Source organism: Vibrio sp., assembly GCF_050299255.1.
In the GTDB taxonomy this organism is placed as follows: domain Bacteria; phylum Pseudomonadota; class Gammaproteobacteria; order Enterobacterales; family Vibrionaceae; genus Vibrio.
The window spans coordinates 1-15,792 of record NZ_JBNKVP010000077.1 but is presented as its reverse complement, the minus strand read 5'-3'; the positions used below and the strand labels follow the sequence as shown (position 1 = coordinate 15,792).

18 protein-coding genes are annotated in these 15,792 nt (G+C 50.9%); 2 read left to right on the top strand and 16 right to left on the bottom strand.

What is annotated here, in order from left to right; genetic code table 11:
• Positions 1-231: 231 nt before the first annotated feature.
• From fusA to fkpA, 8 genes are all read right to left on the bottom strand, one after another.
• Complete coding sequence (gene fusA, locus ACQY6F_RS15765; protein ID WP_428775747.1) at positions 232-2,331, bottom strand: elongation factor G; 2,100 nt, start codon at positions 2,329-2,331, stop codon at positions 232-234.
• Positions 2,332-2,406: 75 nt separating this feature from the next.
• Positions 2,407-2,877 carry a 30S ribosomal protein S7 gene (gene rpsG, locus ACQY6F_RS15760; protein WP_428775745.1) on the bottom strand — a complete coding sequence of 157 codons (471 nt, stop codon included), beginning with the start codon at positions 2,875-2,877 and terminating at the stop codon, positions 2,407-2,409.
• A gap of 99 nt (positions 2,878-2,976) precedes the next feature.
• A complete protein-coding gene (rpsL, locus tag ACQY6F_RS15755) occupies positions 2,977-3,351 on the bottom strand; it encodes a 30S ribosomal protein S12 (RefSeq protein ID WP_428775743.1) in 375 nt (124 codons plus the stop codon).
• Between the two features lie 228 nt (positions 3,352-3,579).
• Positions 3,580-3,855: a sulfurtransferase complex subunit TusB gene (tusB, locus tag ACQY6F_RS15750; protein ID WP_428775741.1), complete on the bottom strand. Its 276-nt coding sequence runs from the start codon at positions 3,853-3,855 to the stop codon at positions 3,580-3,582.
• A 7-nt stretch (positions 3,856-3,862) separates the two neighbouring features.
• Positions 3,863-4,219: a sulfurtransferase complex subunit TusC gene (gene tusC, locus ACQY6F_RS15745; protein WP_428775739.1), complete on the bottom strand. Its 357-nt coding sequence runs from the start codon at positions 4,217-4,219 to the stop codon at positions 3,863-3,865.
• On the bottom strand, positions 4,216-4,611 hold the full coding sequence (tusD, locus tag ACQY6F_RS15740) for a sulfurtransferase complex subunit TusD (RefSeq protein ID WP_428775737.1): 396 nt from the start codon (positions 4,609-4,611) through the stop codon (positions 4,216-4,218). The genes tusC and tusD overlap by 4 nt, the downstream gene beginning before the upstream one ends.
• Positions 4,608-5,330 (bottom strand): helix-turn-helix transcriptional regulator, encoded by a 723-nt coding sequence (locus ACQY6F_RS15735; RefSeq protein WP_428775735.1) that lies wholly within the window; start codon positions 5,328-5,330, stop codon positions 4,608-4,610. Before ACQY6F_RS15735 ends, tusD begins: the two co-directional genes overlap by 4 nt.
• Positions 5,331-5,483: 153 nt before the next feature.
• On the bottom strand, positions 5,484-6,257 hold the full coding sequence (gene fkpA / locus ACQY6F_RS15730; protein ID WP_428775733.1) for an FKBP-type peptidyl-prolyl cis-trans isomerase: 774 nt from the start codon (positions 6,255-6,257) through the stop codon (positions 5,484-5,486).
• Positions 6,258-6,394: 137 nt separating this feature from the next.
• Here fkpA and ACQY6F_RS15725 point away from each other — a divergent pair, with 137 nt between their 5' ends.
• Together ACQY6F_RS15725 and ACQY6F_RS15720 are read left to right on the top strand one after the other, a co-directional pair.
• A complete protein-coding gene (locus ACQY6F_RS15725) occupies positions 6,395-7,375 on the top strand; it encodes a WD40 repeat domain-containing protein (protein ID WP_428775731.1) in 981 nt (326 codons plus the stop codon).
• 2 nt (positions 7,376-7,377) lie between these two features.
• Positions 7,378-7,605, top strand: a complete 228-nt coding sequence (locus ACQY6F_RS15720; protein ID WP_428775749.1) for a SlyX family protein — start codon at positions 7,378-7,380, stop codon at positions 7,603-7,605.
• A 64-nt stretch (positions 7,606-7,669) separates the two neighbouring features.
• Here the strand turns inward: ACQY6F_RS15720 and ACQY6F_RS15715 are convergent, their stop codons facing one another.
• The 8 genes from ACQY6F_RS15715 to ACQY6F_RS15680 form a co-directional block, all read right to left on the bottom strand.
• Positions 7,670-7,864 (bottom strand): DUF2065 domain-containing protein, encoded by a 195-nt coding sequence (locus tag ACQY6F_RS15715; RefSeq protein WP_428775729.1) that lies wholly within the window; start codon positions 7,862-7,864, stop codon positions 7,670-7,672.
• 134 nt (positions 7,865-7,998) lie between these two features.
• Positions 7,999-8,979, bottom strand: coding sequence for a protease modulator HflC (gene hflC / locus ACQY6F_RS15710; protein ID WP_428775727.1), 981 nt, complete (start codon positions 8,977-8,979; stop codon positions 7,999-8,001).
• 2 nt (positions 8,980-8,981) lie between these two features.
• Positions 8,982-10,172: an FtsH protease activity modulator HflK gene (hflK, locus tag ACQY6F_RS15705; protein ID WP_428775725.1), complete on the bottom strand. Its 1,191-nt coding sequence runs from the start codon at positions 10,170-10,172 to the stop codon at positions 8,982-8,984.
• Between the two features lie 27 nt (positions 10,173-10,199).
• Complete coding sequence (gene hflX, locus ACQY6F_RS15700) at positions 10,200-11,507, bottom strand: ribosome rescue GTPase HflX (protein WP_428775723.1); 1,308 nt, start codon at positions 11,505-11,507, stop codon at positions 10,200-10,202.
• 44 nt (positions 11,508-11,551) lie between these two features.
• The gene (gene hfq / locus ACQY6F_RS15695; RefSeq protein ID WP_428775721.1) at positions 11,552-11,815 is read right to left on the bottom strand and encodes an RNA chaperone Hfq; all 264 of its coding nucleotides are present in this window, start codon (positions 11,813-11,815) and stop codon (positions 11,552-11,554) included.
• Between the two features lie 199 nt (positions 11,816-12,014).
• Positions 12,015-12,947 carry a tRNA (adenosine(37)-N6)-dimethylallyltransferase MiaA gene (miaA, locus tag ACQY6F_RS15690; RefSeq protein ID WP_428775719.1) on the bottom strand — a complete coding sequence of 311 codons (933 nt, stop codon included), beginning with the start codon at positions 12,945-12,947 and terminating at the stop codon, positions 12,015-12,017.
• A gap of 9 nt (positions 12,948-12,956) precedes the next feature.
• Positions 12,957-14,963 (bottom strand): DNA mismatch repair endonuclease MutL, encoded by a 2,007-nt coding sequence (gene mutL, locus ACQY6F_RS15685; RefSeq protein WP_428775718.1) that lies wholly within the window; start codon positions 14,961-14,963, stop codon positions 12,957-12,959.
• A gap of 7 nt (positions 14,964-14,970) precedes the next feature.
• The coding region (locus tag ACQY6F_RS15680) for a LysM peptidoglycan-binding domain-containing protein (RefSeq protein WP_428775717.1) at positions 14,971-15,792 on the bottom strand (822 nt) is incomplete at its 5' end.

The following is a 15,792-nucleotide window of genomic DNA, read 5'->3' as shown; positions in this document are numbered from 1 at the left end:
TGTTTTACCGTGGTCAACGTGGCCGATAGTACCAACGTTTACGTGCGGTTTCGTACGTTCAAATTTTTCTTTAGACACGATCGTGTTCCTTCCTAGTTATGATTCGTCGAGATCTTTATTGATCCCGACGCGCCAGAATTTGCTATTTTATGCGCCAACCTCGGTCAGCGCAATATTTGGGCGTAATGATCGGCGAATTTGTCTGAAACAAGCGCCAAATCAGCCAATAATTTAGTATCCGCGCTCTGCAATAATTGCTTCTGCAAAGTTCTTAGGTACTTCCGCGTATTCATGGAACTCCATGGAGTAGGATGCGCGGCCCTGAGTTGCAGAACGAAGATCGGTAGCGTAGCCAAACATTTCCGACAGCGGAACCTGGGCACGAATGATCTTCAGACCCGCCGGGCCTTCATCCATACCTTCAATGATGCCGCGGCGACGGTTCAGGTCACCCACTACATCACCCATCCAGTCTTCCGGAGTGGTTACTTCTACTTTCATCATTGGTTCGAGTAAGACAGGTTGCGCTTCAAGTGCACCTTTCTTAAACGCCATCGAGCCGGCGATCTTAAACGCCATCTCGCTTGAGTCGACATCGTGGAACGAGCCGTCAAACAGGGTGGCTTTGATATCCAGTACCGGATAACCCGCCAACACACCGCTATTCATCTGTTCTTCGATACCTTTCGCCACCGGGCCAATGAATTCCTTCGGAATTGCGCCGCCAACGATCTGGTCGACAAACACAAAGCCTTCGCCTTGTTCTGCCGGTTCGAGTTTCAGCCAAACGTGACCGTATTGACCACGACCACCAGACTGACGAACAAACTTGCCTTCCACTTCAGTGGTACCACGAATGGTTTCGCGATACGCCACCTGAGGTTTACCCACGTTGCAATCGACACTGAATTCGCGCTTCATGCGATCGACGATGATGTCCAGGTGAAGCTCACCCATACCAGAAATCAAAGTCTGGCCGGTTTCATCGTCGGTTTCGACGCGGAACGACGGGTCTTCTGCTGCCAGTTTACCCAGCGCAATACCCATCTTCTCCTGGTCTGCCTTAGAACGAGGTTCAACCGCGATCTGAATAACGGGCTCAGGGAATTCCATCCGTTCCAGGATTACTTTGTGGTTTTGGTCACACAGAGTATCACCGGTAGTGACATCCTTCAGACCAATCGCCGCAGCAATATCACCGGCACGAACTTCTTTCACTTCTTCGCGCTTATTCGAGTGCATCTGTACGATACGACCGAAACGCTCTTTCTTCTGCTTGACCGAGTTGTAAACTGCATCACCGGAGTTCACGACGCCAGAGTAAACGCGCATGAAGGTCAGAGTACCGACAAACGGGTCAGTGGCAATCTTAAACGCCAATGCGGAGAACGGTTCGCTGTCATCAGCGTGACGCTCAACTTCGTTCTCGTTTTCATCAATACCCTTGATTGAAGGGACATCGATCGGCGATGGCAAATATTCAACGACTGCATCCAGTACCGCCTGAACACCTTTGTTTTTAAACGCACTGCCACAGGTAGCCAGCACGATTTCATTGTTCAGGGTACGGGTACGCAGACCTTGCTTGATTTCGGCTTCCGTTAGTTCGCCTTCCTCAAGGTATTTCTCCATCAGCTCTTCACTTGCTTCTGCAGCAGCTTCAACCATGTTGTTGCGCCACTCTTCGGCCAGTTCTTGCATATCAGCCGGAATCTCTTCGTGCGTGAAGGTCATGCCTTGATCGGCTTCATTCCAGTTGATCGCTTTCATCTTGATAAGGTCGATGACACCTTTGAACTCTTCTTCCGCACCAATGTTTAATTGGATTGGCACAGGGTTCGCACCAAGACGATGTTTAATTTGGTTCACAACGCGTAGGAAGTCTGCGCCGGCACGGTCCATCTTGTTGACGAATACCATACGTGGAACGTGGTATTTGTCTGCTTGACGCCATACAGTTTCAGACTGCGGTTCAACACCAGATGAGCCACAGAACACCACCACAGCACCGTCAAGTACACGCAAAGAGCGCTCTACTTCGATAGTAAAGTCAACGTGTCCCGGGGTATCAATGATGTTGATGCGATGATCTTGGAATTGTGCTTCCATACCACGCCAGAAAGTAGTGGTAGCAGCAGAGGTGATGGTGATACCACGCTCTTGTTCCTGCTCCATCCAGTCCATGGTAGCTGCACCATCGTGAACTTCGCCGATTTTGTGAGAGAGGCCAGTGTAGAACAGAATACGCTCGGTTGTGGTTGTCTTACCTGCATCTACGTGAGCACAGATACCGATATTACGGTAGCGCTCAATAGGAGTTTTACGAGCCACGATTGTATCCTCTTACTAAGGGTTTCCTTAGAGTAAAGAATGTGCTGCGAGAGGACCTCGCAGCACAAAAAGGTATTACCAGCGGTAATGAGCAAACGCTTTGTTCGCTTCTGCCATACGGTGAACGTCTTCACGTTTCTTAACAGCAGTACCTTTGTTGTCAGCTGCGTCTAGCATTTCTGCAGCCAGGCGAGCAGCCATAGATTTTTCACCACGCTTACGCGCAGCTTCAACCAACCAACGCATAGCCAGTGCGTTACGGCGAACCGGACGAACTTCTACTGGTACTTGGTAAGTTGAACCACCTACACGGCGAGATTTTACCTCTACCGCTGGGCGAACATTTTCAAGAGCTTCTTCAAATACAGCCAAGTGATCTTTACCAGATTTCTCAGCCATAGTGTCTAGTGCAGTGTAAACGATTTTCTCTGCAGTAGATTTCTTACCGTCAACCATTAGGATGTTGACGAATTTTGCCAGCAGTTCAGATTTGAACTTTGGATCTGGAAGGATCTTACGCTGACCAATAACGCGACGACGTGGCATGGATATTCTCCGTTGTCTTCTTCAGGTTATCCAAAACTTTTCAGTTTCTTCAAAAATTAAAAAATAATTTAGTGTTTGGCCTTACTTAACGGAAATCCATTAAGACTTAGGACGCTTCACACCGTACTTAGAACGACCTTGTTTACGGTCGTTAACGCCTGCACAGTCAAGTGCACCACGAACAGTGTGGTAGCGAACACCTGGAAGGTCTTTAACACGACCACCGCGGATTAGTACCACTGAGTGCTCTTGTAGGTTGTGACCTTCACCGCCGATGTACGACGTTACTTCGAAGCCGTTAGTCAGACGGACACGACAAACTTTACGAAGTGCTGAGTTAGGTTTTTTAGGTGTAGTAGTGTAAACACGAGTACATACACCGCGTTTTTGTGGGCACGCTTCTAGCGCTGGCACGTTGCTTTTATCAACTTGCTTAACGCGTGGTTTGCGTACCAACTGGTTAATAGTTGCCATTAACTAGCTCCTGATTTACTTAAAGTAAGCTTTGTGAAAAATCTATATCCCTAAATGCCAATGGCAATTAGGGACGCAAAATTCTATGCAGCGGTGAGAGGTGTGTCAAGAAATATACAGATCTTTTTTGCCTAACGACTGAGCAATCGCTGCCGAAATAGTACATCTGTTTACACTATCCCGGACAACAACAAGCAGTTAGTGGCGCCCGGGGCATTAGCTGCGATTTCAGTCCCAGGTCAGTGACTGCAGTTCCAGCTCAGTCAGTTCGACAAAACCGGCGTAATCGACCCGCTTCAGCGCCGGACCAATCCGGTTAGTGATGGCGCGGGCATCGGCATCGGCATTCAGTACGTAGGTCAAAGGCAAGTTTAGCAGACCGTGGGCCTTATGCTGGGGGTTGGCGGCATAAACGGCATCTTCCACCAGCAGGACCAGATCCTGCTCGGCCAGATAGGGATGCAAATCAGACAGGGCTGAGACGGATTTTACTATATGCAGCATGGGAACCTCAAAATGTCAGCAGTTTGGCGGCTTGTTCCAGCCTCGCCGAAATCTGCGCGGGTTCGAGCAGTTCGGCATCGATCACCAGATCAGCCTGGGCCAATCCGCGCTCGGCCAGTGATGACTTACAGACAAACACCTGGTCGATATCGTACAGGTCGAACAGCTTCAGCATTGGCGCATAGTCCTTGCTCAGAATGGCTGCCGGTTGTTGTCCCGCCAGTAACTGTAGTACCCCATCGCCAATAAACAGCACATCGATCTGATCGCAGTAGGCGGATGCGGCTAACAGCGCATCGACGCCTTCGCGGCCAGCGCTACTGCCGTGAGGGGCGCGACGAAAAACAAAACTGATGTGACTCAAAACTGCACCACCCTGTCCTGACTTAACAGCGCCTCGGCCAGGCTGCCTAAACCAGACTGATGAAATCCAGCGGCCAGGTTGTTCTGGGACAAACCGTGCTGACTGGCTTCACTTTCACTCACTATACCCCGGCGCAGCGCCGCCGCGACACAGGTTTCCAGCCGCACCTGATGCTGCTGGGCCAGTTGCTGCCACGCTTTGACCAAGTCAAATTCATCATTCGCCGGTACGGTCAGATCGCTGCCGTTGCTGACGCCGTCTTGATAAAAGAAAACGCTGACAAGCTGATGGCCTTGGTCAATTAAGGCGCAGGCAAACTGGTAGGCCGAACGAGCCGACTGGCTGCCGTAGGCCGGACCGTTTACCACCAGAGTGTAGCTCAGGGAACTCACTTATCGTCATCCTCAGTTTTACGCTGACGTATATAAAGGTAGACGGTATGTTTGGAAATGTTGAGCCGATCGGCGACGCGATTGATGGCGTCTTTGATATCAAAGATACCTTTATCGTACAGCTCCATCACGATCTGGCGATTTTTGGTGTTGTTCGACACAGACTTATCGGCGTTGATCTCTTCGATGGTCCGCTCTACGGTCTGATCCACCAGCTCTTCCACGTCGCTGGCAAAGTTCACCGATGACGCCGCTTGCTTGGCTTCTTCGGTCGGCATGAAAGATTGCAGCACCTGAGAAAATGGCGCATCCAGATTGACGTTGATACACAACAGACCGATCACCCGGTTGTCGCCATTGCGGATCGCCACGGTGATCGACTTCATCAGCACCCCGCCCTTAGCGCGGGTAAAGTAAGAGCGCGAGAAGTTACGCTCGGAGCCTTCGATATCTTTCAGCATCTTCAGTGCCAGGTCGGTGATGGGCGAGCCCACCTGACGACCGGTGTTTTCACCGTTGGCAATTTTGATCGCTGAGGTATTGAGGTCTTCCAGCGAGTGAAGCACGATTTCACAAAAGGGTCCAATCAGGCTGGCGATGCCGTCGACGACCGCTTCATATGATTTCAAAATGATCTTGTCGTGCTCACTGAATGGCGTCACGTTAACGGATTCCATTTCGAGTAACATGTCTGAATTTACAGTTTCGGTAGTGGTCACTTTCGTCTGGCCTTTGTGCGAAAAATCAACAAATGGCCGTAAGTTTATCAGAAAATTTGAATTACACACCTAACAAACTTGACATCTAGTGATTTAGAACAAAAAAAAGGCCCGATAGTTCGGACCTTTTTTGCAAAAATGAGCGCTGAATTTTTACTCGGCGTCTGCAGAAGATTCGATTTTCAGCAGTTCCACTTCAAACACTAAGGTTGAATTAGCCGGGATAGTCGGCGTGTCTTGCTCGCCGTATGCCAACTCAGGTGGAATCACGAACTTGAACTTGGAGCCTACCGGCATTAACTGAACGCCTTCTGTCCAACCTGGGATCACGCGATCCAGCGGGAAGGTTGCCGGTTCGCCGCGATCGTATGAGCTGTCAAACTGCGTGCCATCAACCAGGGTGCCTTTGTAGTGCACCTGAACGGTGTCGGTTGCTTTTGGCATTTCGCCTTCAGCCGGTGTCATCACCTGATACAGCAGACCGGATTCTGTCTTCTTCACGCCTTCCTGCTTTTCAAATTCAGCGCGGAAATCGTCACCGGTTTTCTTAGCAGCAGCAGCTTTCTCAGCAGCTTGCTTCTGCATGGTTTCCGCTACGCGCTTGTCCAGATCTTCCAGCGCAACTCGGGTTTGCTCTTCATCCAGAGCCGGAGTGCCGGCAAATGAGTCAGAGATGCCTTTCAGTACCATCTCTTTAGTCAGGTTGATACCAAATTCACTTGGCTTCTCGATACTGGTGGTTAAATAGTTGGCGAAGGAAACCCCAATTGCGTAAGCGGCTTTATCATCTTCCGAGTTAAAGTTAACTGCTTGTGTTTCTGCCTGTACCTGCTCTGCAGCCTCTGCTTTAGGCTCTTCTTCTTTCTGACAGCCGACGGCTAACAACACGGTTGCCGCAAGCAGCGACACTTTAAACATTGATTTCATTAAGATCTCCAAATTATGGGCTGTTATTCCTCTTTGCAAATAAAACTCAGTAAAAGACTGGTTTGCAAAGGGATGTTGTACCAATATAGCTAATATGTGTACGCAATGCCTTTAGACCAAGTGGATATTTAGACTTGATGCGAAATATTTTTCATATTCTGTTGCTGGTTGTTGTCACCAGCGGGTTAAATGGCTGTTTCTTTTCCGACTCGGCGGTGCAAAAGTGGGAACTGGAACCGGAAGGTTCAACCAGTTTCGCTCTCAGTCGCGACGGCCGTTTTGCCCTTATCTACTCTCTGGACCACCAGCTGATGCTGTGGGATCTGCAAGCCAATAAGTTGTTGGCCGAGCTGGGTGAACAAGACCCCCAGGCAAACACCGTTTCGCGCATTCGCATCGCCGACAATGGCCGCTTTGCCGTAACTGCCAGTCAAATCAACTTTGCCGTCTGGGACCTGGCCTGGACTCAGGCGGCCGGACTGTGGTCGATCTCCGACGGTCTGATCCGCGATGTTGATATCGCCAATAACGGTGAGCAGGTACTGCTTGGCCTGTCGAACGGAAAAGCCATCTACGTCAACTTAGTCACTGGCAGGCGGTTAGAGTTCCTTGCCCACCAAGAAAAAGTGAATTCCGTGGCGATTTCACCCAATGGCCGTTACGCGCTGACCGGAGGCAACGACTACAAAGCTTACCTTTGGGACACCCAAAGTGGCCAAATCCTGAAAATGTTTGAGCATCAGCAAAGGGTCAACCGGGTCGCGCTGCAAAGGGATGGCAAGCTGGCGTTTACGTCGGACGGCGGCAACCAGGCTATCGTGTGGGATTTGACCACCGGTGAGCCGCAGAGCCAGCTGAAAAGCTTTGCCCGCCAGCTGATCTTTTCCACCGCACGTTTTTCCGATGATGGCGGTATGCTGGTTACCGGAACCCCGTCCAGTCGGGTGATGGTCTGGGATACCCAGGACGGCAGCCAGATAGACTGGTTTGAGGCAGAACCGCTTAAAGATGCTCGCCCTCCCCGCGCAGTAGTGTATGATGCGGCTTTTAGTGATCAGCAGCGTATCATCTCCGGCACCTCGGCAGGTATTGCGCAGGCATGGCAATTAGACAATTAACGATGAAAGACCAGACAGTGCAACAACTGGAGCAGCGGGTTAACGACTTAGAGTGCCAACTCGCGTTTCAGGATCAGACAATCGAAGAGCTCAATCAGGCATTGAGTCAGCAACAACTGCTGATCAGCAAAATGCAGGATCAAATGAAATACGTGGTAGGAAAAGTTAAAAATATCGACGGTTCAAACCTGGCTGACCCATCAGAAGAAACCCCACCGCCGCACTACTAAATCACAGCGGATATCCTTTTGCCGTGGTCCGCTTCTCGCTGAACGCTAGGGTGAAGACCGCTGTTCAGCCAATCACACAATAGGCGATCACCGCTCCTGCCACCACCAGACAGCCGCCGATGCGACGCAGTTGGCTGTCTGGCTGTTGGCTCATCTGGCTGATCATCGCCCGCCATCCACTTGGCGCGATAAGCGGGCCGACACCTTCAGCGACCAATAATAGACCGATCGCCAGCCAGATCGATTGTGATGTGCTCATAATATCCTCTCAGGTTTATTCGCTAACGGCCACCATACCCCAAACTGGATATCATGTTCGCTAACCAGACGACAAAATCCGCGGCAGAAAAAATAAAGGCTCCGAATCGGAGCCTTTACTGTTAACCAAAACGGTTATTTGTTCGCTGGAGCGTTGGTTTCTTTCATGTACTGGAAGAAATCACTCTTAGGATCCAGCACCATGATGTCACTCTTGCTGCTGAACGATTTCTCATACGCTTTCAGCGAACGCAGGAAGCCATAGAATTCCGGTTCTTTGTTGTAAGCGTTGGAGTAAATCTTAGCTGCTTCAGCGTCCGCGTCACCTCGGGTTACCCGAGCCGTTTTATCCGCTTCCGCCAGGATGGTGGCAACTTCCAGCTCAGCCTGAGCTCGGATAATTTCGGCTTTTTCACGGCCCTGAGAGCGGTGTTTCCGCGCTACAGATTCCCGTTCCGCCCGCATACGGCGGTAAATGGATTCACTGATTTCATCCGGCAGATTGATTTTCTTCATCCGGAAATCAACCACGCGTACGCCCAAGTCTTTCATGGCACTCTTACGGGTGTCGGTTAACACTTCTTCCATGATCTTGTCGCGTTCACCATCAATTTCCAGGGCTTCTTTCGCTGCTTCTGTCGTGACTTCATCACTATTGATGCTCTCCGGTAATACATCGGTATTACGTGGGCCAGATACGATCTGTTTGATTTCACGCGCACCGATTTCAGAACGCAGCACGTCGGTGACTTTTCGTTCCAGCAGAGCCTCAGCGGTCAGGGCGTTGCCGCCACCCGTCGCCAGGTAGTACTGACCAAAGTCTTCGATTCGCCATTTCACGTATGAATCGATGATAACGTCTTTTTTCTCTGACGTTACAAAACGGTCTGCACGGCCATCCATCGTCTGGATACGGGCATCCAACGTTTTGACCCGGTCAAACAACGGCATCTTAAAATGCAGGCCCGGTTCGTAGATACGAGAAATATCATTGTTGTCTTTCAATACCCGGCCAAAACGGATCACGATCCCGCGTTCGCCTTCCTGAATAATAAACAACGACATCAGCATCAGGGCCAGGGCCACGACAATTACAGGGATCATTAACTTACGCATTCTTAGTATCTCCCTTGACGTGTTCCAGTGGAGCGAGTGTCACTACTGTTCTGTGAGTCGCTACGTTGAGATTCCAGCTCGATTTGATCATAGCTCGATGACGATTTAGTTTTGCGTTTGGTTTGTGTCTCACCATCCTGCCCAGACAGTTTGTCAATTGGCAGGTAGAGCAGATTACCGCTGGATTCTGAGTCGATCAGCACTTTCGAGGTGCTGCTGTAGACTTCTTCCATGGTATCCAGGTAGAGACGATTCCGGGTCACTTCAGGTGCCGCCAGATATTCCGGCAACAGTTTCTCAAACTGAGCAACCTGACCCAGAGCCTCATTGACGGTCCGTTCGGTATAACCCTGAGCTTCTTTTTTCAGACGCTCTGCGCGACCGGTCGCTTTAGGCAAAATCTCGTTTTTGTACGCTTCCGCTTCTCGAATGAAACGCTCTTCATCCTCTCGCGCGGCGATAGCATCATCGAATGCATCTTTCACCTGCTCTGGTGGGCGAGCTGACTGGAAGTTAACGTCGACGATCATCAGGCCCATATCGTAGCCATCAATGATTTGGTTTAGCGTTTCCTGAGTACTCTGACGAATCTGTTGACGGCCACTGGTCAGAATGCTGTCCATCAGCGAGTCACCGATTACCGCGCGCAGCGCTGAGTCGGTTGCCTGACGCAAGCTGTCATCGGCATTGGTAACCCGGAACAGATATTTATACGGGTCCGCTACGCGGTACTGGACATCCATGCCTACCGTAACGACGTTTTCGTCTTTGGTCAGCATCAGGCCGGAGGCGCGCAGTGAGCGGATCGCCTGGACGTTAACCGGAGTCACTTCGTCGACAAACTGCGGACGCCAGTTCAGGCCAGGATCAACAATGCGATCGTATTTACCTAAACGCAGCACCACGCCACGCTCGGCTTCGCCTATGGTATAGAAACCGGCAAAAAACCAGATCGCGACGGCAATAATCGCAATGACACCAAAGCCAATTGCGCCACCGCCACCTAGCGACGGGCCTTTACCGCCTTTACCAAATTTTCCACCCAGCTTTTGACTCAGTTTACTGAAGACTTCGTCCAAGTCTGGCGGTCCTTGATCACGGCCACCTTTGTTTCCGCGATTATTGTTCCCCCAAGGGTCATTATCGCGGCCACCGTTGTTACCGTTATTATTCCCAGGCTCATTCCACGCCATTAGAAAGCTCCATCATTTGATATGACGTTATACTGTAGCAGTCCTGTCACCGACGATAAAGTCAGACAAAACTGCCCCTTCTCTTTTTTCTAGTCTAGACCAATCCGCTTGCTGCATTCGAATATCAATCAACAAGTTACCATCTTGATCATACTCTTCTTGTTGAATACATTTCATCTGAAAAAAAGTACTGCGCATCCGCCCCTGGTGCTCAGGCGGTATTTTTAACCGCAACTGCACCATCTGACTGGACAGGCGCTCGGTCAGCGCTTCAAACAACAGCTCGATTCCCAGCCCTTGCATGGCCGATAACCAAACGACTCTCGGCACGCCCTCGTCGTCGCGTTCAATACGAGGTTGCTGCTGTTCCAGATTGTCTATTTTATTCATCACCAGCAGAGCCGGTACTTCAGCGGCGTCAATTTCCGCCAGTACTTCGTCTACTGCCTGAATGTTCTCACGAAAACGCTCATCACTAGCATCAACAACATGTAACAAAATGTCAGCTTCTTGCGTTTCTTGTAACGTCGCTTTAAATGCCGCCACCAGATCATGGGGCAGATGACGAATAAAACCTACGGTGTCGGCCAGAATCGCCGGACCAACATCCGCTAATTCAATTTTACGTAAAGTTGGGTCCAAAGTAGCAAACAGCTGATCCGCTGCGTATACGCCGGCTTCGGTAATCCGGTTAAACAAGGTCGATTTTCCTGCGTTGGTATAACCAACTAAGGACAGGGTAGGAATTTCGGCTCGACGTCGGGCTCTGCGGCCTTGTTCACGTTGTTTGGCTACTCGTTCCAAACGGCGCAGGATAGCTTTTATCCGATCACGCAATAGCCGTCGGTCCGTTTCCAACTGGGTTTCCCCAGGCCCACGTAAACCTATACCCCCTTTTTGTCTCTCAAGGTGAGTCCATCCACGAATGAGTCGGGTTGAAATATGGCGAAGTTGCGCCAGCTCGACCTGCAGTTTACCTTCATGGGTACGGGCACGCTGAGCAAAAATATCCAGAATCAGACCGGTCCGGTCCAATACTCGGCATTGACACAATTTTTCCAGGTTACGTTCTTGGGCAGGAGAGAGGGCGTGATTAAAGATCACGATATCAGCACCATTCAGCTGAACCGCCTGAGCGATCTCCTGGGCTTTGCCCTCTCCGACATAATATTTAGGGTGAGGCGACTGGCGGCTGCCAGTTATGACTTGCAGTGTCGCTACACCAGCGGAAGACGCCAACATCTGAAACTCGTTGAGGTCTTCCCACTCACCCTCTTGCGTGAAGTTGATATGAACAAGTACGGCTCGCTCACCGGCTTCATAACGGTCAAACAAGCAATCAACTCCTATCTGTAATACTAATAATTGGGTTTAGTCGATTAATCGTCAGATTTCTCTTGTTGACGATCAGACTGGTTGCGCTCACCACTGTGATGGCTAACAGCACGTGCTGGCACAACAGTAGAGATCGCGTGTTTGTAAACCATTTGATTAACGGTATTTTTTAGTAGGATCACGAATTGATCGAATGACTCGATCTGACCTTGCAGTTTAATACCATTAACCAGATAAATTGAAACGGGAATACGTTCGCGACGTAGTGCATTTAAGAATGGGTCTTGTAGAGATTGCCCCTTAGCCATTTTATTTTCCTTTTTAAAATATTGTTGTAATTATTTAGCTAATTGTGCGCTGCAACCTGAGTGCGGCTTTTGCATCTGAGCTAAACGAATAAAAAAACACCCTGCTATTACTTTATGATGGCTATATCGCCAAAATTCAAGTAACGGATCCGTGACAGGGCAATTTCACGCAAAAGCGATCACATTATACACAGCATACTCATTCAGGTGCCAATGCAATTGTAAGAGTTTCTAACGACTGCTCTATGTTTTCGCTATCCAACCAAGTTAAATTATCCCAGCTGCGTAACCAGGTAATTTGTCGCTTGGCCAATTGACGAGTCGCACAGATTCCGCGATAAATCGCATCCTCCAAACTGCATTCCCCGTCCAAATAGTCCCACATCTGCCGATAACCAACACAGCGAATCGATGGTAGATCTGGATGAAGATCCTGGCGAGCATGCAGTGCGCGCACTTCATCTTCAAATCCAGCCGCCACCATTTTTTCAAACCTGAGTTCAATACGGCGATGGAGCTCAGCCCTTTCCTTGGGAGCTATTGCAAACTGTTTGACCCGATAAGGCAGACTTTCACCTTTCGTTTCAGTCAGTTCAGTTAGAGTTTTACCTGAAATCCGATAAACTTCCAATGCCCGAGATAATCTTTGTGGATCATTGGGATGAATTCTTGCGGCAGAAACCGGATCAACCTCGCGCAGTTGATCGTGCAGTACCTGCCAACCATCCGTCAATGCCTGTTGTTCAATTTGGCGGCGTATTTCAGGATTTGCAGCCGGAAGAGGTGACAAACCTTCCAGTAGTGCTTTGAAATATAACATAGTTCCACCCACCAACAGGGGGATTTTACCCTGTGCGACTATCTCTTCCATCGCCTCGAGAGCATCACGGCGAAAGTCGGCAGCGGAATACGATTGGCTGGGATCCAAAATATCGATCAGCCGGTGTGGTGCCAAGGCCAGTTCGTCCGCATCTGGTTTGGCGGTGCCGATATCCATTCCTTTGTAGATCAATGCCGAATCGACAGAAATAATTTCCACCGGGAAACGTTGCCGCAGTCTAATGGCGAGTTCGGTTTTTCCTGAAGCGGTTGGTCCCATTAAAAACAGGGCCAGAGGTAGTTGTTGAGTCATGGGTTGCTATTACTCTGCAGGGAATGCCGCCAAGCTGGCAGTAAAATCCACGGGTTGAACGAAGCCTAGGTCATTTAAGGGTAGCTGACCCTGCCATACTTGTTCGAGTTCCGCAACCAGTTGAATCGCTTCCGACAGGCTATATTGTTCACTGACCCTAGTAATTTGACTGGTCAGCCAGTCACAGACTACGGCAACTCGCGCGGCCACATCCTGCCCATCCTGCCAACTCAACGTCAGCTCGATCATTGCCGGGATCAAGTGCTGCAAATTTTGCTGTCGCAACGGTTGTGGCACCGCCATGATCATCAGGCTGTGGCCGTGACGCAGCTTAAATTCCAGCCCCAGCTGCTGCCAGAGAGACTGGTACTGCTCAACCTGGTTAATCGCATCGGCGGAAAGCTTCACCGCTAACGGCACCAACAGCGGCTGAGGTGTCAGGCCGGCCTGATCACCATTGAGCCTGCCGCGGGTTCGCCACCACTCAGCCCGGGCCAGCGAAACCAACTGGCAACTGGATTTACCCGCCATCAGCAGATAGCGTTGCTCGACCACCTGTACCGCCTTACCCAGCTCTGTTGGCCGCTGTTGTGCGTTTTCATTCGGCTCAGCGACTACTGTGACACCCTCTGCGGGTGTTTCGCTAGCGCGTTCAACGCTGGTATCTACGGTTTTCAACAATTGCGAATAGGCTTTAACCTGTTGCTGGCTGGGCAGGCTCCCTTTACCAGTTGTTCTGCCGCCGCCACTACCCGCTGAGGGGCGAGGTTGCCACTCGGCAGCGCTGTCTCGAACTTGCGCTTCCGACCGATCAGAATTCGCTGCACTGTCCTGTTTACGCGGGTAAGCCGGCGCTGCTGCGATGGCCTGTAACGCGTTATCCACCGCTGAGGCGCCGCGCGGTGGCACTTGCTTGGCCGGAGAGTTAAATTGATTTGACGGTTGCGCGTCATCCTGACTGGACGGGGTACTGGGTTCAGAAAACGCCGACTGTTTGAGCTCAGCCCGATCCACCGCATCGGTCTGCGATAAGGCATCCGCCAGCGCCTGATAAATGAAATCATGCACCAGCCGCGCCTGATGGAAACGCACTTCGTGTTTGGCCGGATGGACGTTGACGTCGACCTGGTGCGGGTCCAGCTCTATAAACAGGATATAACTGGCGAACTGCTCCGGACTCAGACTGGTTTCGTAACTCTGCCGAATGGCATGATTGATCAGCTTGTCGCGCATCATCCGGCCATTGACATAACAGTACTGCAGGTCGCTTTGCTGGCGGGCGCCATCGGGGGTAGTAATCCAGCCATGCAGTTTAAGGCCCTGATGCTCCAGCTCTATCTTCAGCATATGTCGGACAAACGCCGCGCCACACACCGCCGCAATGCGCTTTTCACGCTGGGCTTCGTTGTTGGCGGCGCGATATTGCCTGACCAGCTTGCCGTTGTGCTTTAACTGAATGGTGACATCAAACCGGCTAAGGGCCATTCGCTTCAACAGTTCATCAATGTGGCTGAATTCGGTCTTTTCGGTGCGGAGAAATTTGCGTCTGGCCGGGGTATTAAAAAACAGATCCAATACTTCAACCGATGTGCCGACCGGATGCGCGGCAGGAGAGAGCTGAACCTGCATGTCTCGGCCCTCGGCATAGGCGGCCCAGGCCTGCTCCTGAGTCGCAGTCCGCGAGGTCAGGGTTAGTCGGGATACGGAACTGATACTGGCCAGCGCCTCACCACGAAATCCCAGGCTAACAATGGCTTCCAAATCGTCCAGGTTATGAATTTTTGAGGTCGCATGGCGACTGAGTGCCAGGCCGAGTTCCTCTTGATCAATACCACTGCCGTTATCGCGGATCCGGATCAGTTTTGCGCCGCCTTTCTCTATCTCAACGTCAATTCGGGTCGCACCTGCGTCAAGACTGTTTTCCACCAGCTCTTTGACCACCGAAGCGGGTCGTTCTACCACCTCTCCGGCGGCAATCTGGTTGGCGAGTCTGGCGGGTAAAATTTTGATCGACATAGTCAGCCTAGTTATTCGGAATGATCAGTGTCTGGCCAACGGCCAGCGTATCAGAGCGAAGTTGGTTGGCCTGGCGAATGCTGTCGATGGTGACGCCATAGCGCGTCGCGATCTTGCCCAAAAACTCCCCTCGTTGCACCTGGTGCTTGCGCAGTAGTTGATCTTTCATATTGACGGTAATTTTCAGCTTCTGCCCCACTCTCAGCGTATCGGAGCGCAGCTGGTTTTCCCGTTTGATCGCGCTGACACTCACCTTATAGTGCTCAGCTATTTTTCCTAGAAACTCACCGCGTTTAACCACATGATTTAAGGTCTTGGTCTCCACCGGGTTGGCAATCACCGGTACTTTCACTGCACCTTGCTTACCCGGTATCTGCAGTACCTGCCCTATCGCCAGGGTGGATTTAGACAACTTATTGGCCTGCATTAAGGCTTTGGTCGTGGTGCCGTACTGTTTGGCAATACGCGACAGTGACTCTCCCCGTTTGACCACGTGCTGTAATGTTTTACCTCGATTGGCAAATAAAGTCCCTTCCGGCGGCGATTGCTCGAAATACTGGACGATCGCTTTGGTTAATGCGCGGGCCAGCTTGTCCTGGTGACTTCGCTGAAACAGCAGACGTTCTTCGCTCGGGTTGGAGATAAAACCGGTCTCCACCAATACCGACGGGATATCCGGTGATTTCAGTACCGCCAGGCTGGCATTCACTGGCTGGCGTTTATGCAGGTAAGCAACTCGACCCATCTCGGACAGGATCTTAGTGGCAACCTTGTAGCCTTCTTTCTGCGAGTGGCTAAATTGCAGGTCGAGCAGAGTCTGACTGATGTT